A 715-nucleotide genomic window follows, 5' to 3' on the forward strand; every position below is an offset into this window, starting at 1 on the left:
GGCGTGGGGCCGGACGTGCTGGTGGGGATTTGCGCCGAGCGCTCGCTGGAGATGGTGGTGGGCCTGCTGGGCGTGCTGAAGGCCGGCGGCGCCTACGTGCCGCTGGACCCGGCCTATCCGGCCCTGCGCCTGGCCCACATGCTGGACGACGCCAAACCGGCGGTGCTGCTGACGCAGTCGCACCTGCCGGCGTTGCCATCCCGGGACGGCATGGCCACGCTGTGCCTGGACCACGAGGCGGCGTGGGCGGACCGCGACGGCGGCAACCCGGCGCCGCTGGCGCGGCCGGAACACCTGGCGTACGTGATCTACACGTCGGGTTCGACCGGGACGCCCAAGGGCGCGATGAACGAGCACCGCGGCATCGTCAACCGGCTGCAGTGGATGCAGGAAGCGTACGGCCTGGGCGTGGACGACGTGGTGCTGCAAAAGACGTCGTTCAATTTCGACGTGTCGGTGTGGGAATTCTTCTGGCCGCTGCTGGTTGGCGCCAGGCTGGTGCTGGCGCGGCCGGAAGGGCACAAGGACCCTGCCTACCTGGCCGCCCTGATGGCGCAGCGGGGCGTGACGACGGTGCACTTCGTGCCGTCGATGCTGCAGGCCTACCTGGAGCAGCCGGCGCCGGCGGTGGCGGCGCTGCGGCGCGTGATCTGCAGCGGCGAGGCGCTGTCGGGCACGCTGGCGCGGCGCTGCCAGGCCGCGCTGCCCGGGGTGG

Annotated in this window: 1 protein-coding gene; it reads left to right on the forward strand. The window is 72.3% G+C overall.

Annotated features, from left to right (window positions below):
- On the forward strand, positions 1-715 hold a 715-nt coding region (locus AC1RRC_RS33230), incomplete at both ends, for an AMP-binding protein (RefSeq protein ID WP_493060210.1).

It is taken from the genome of Pseudoduganella sp. GW821-FHT12E03 (assembly GCF_058807115.1).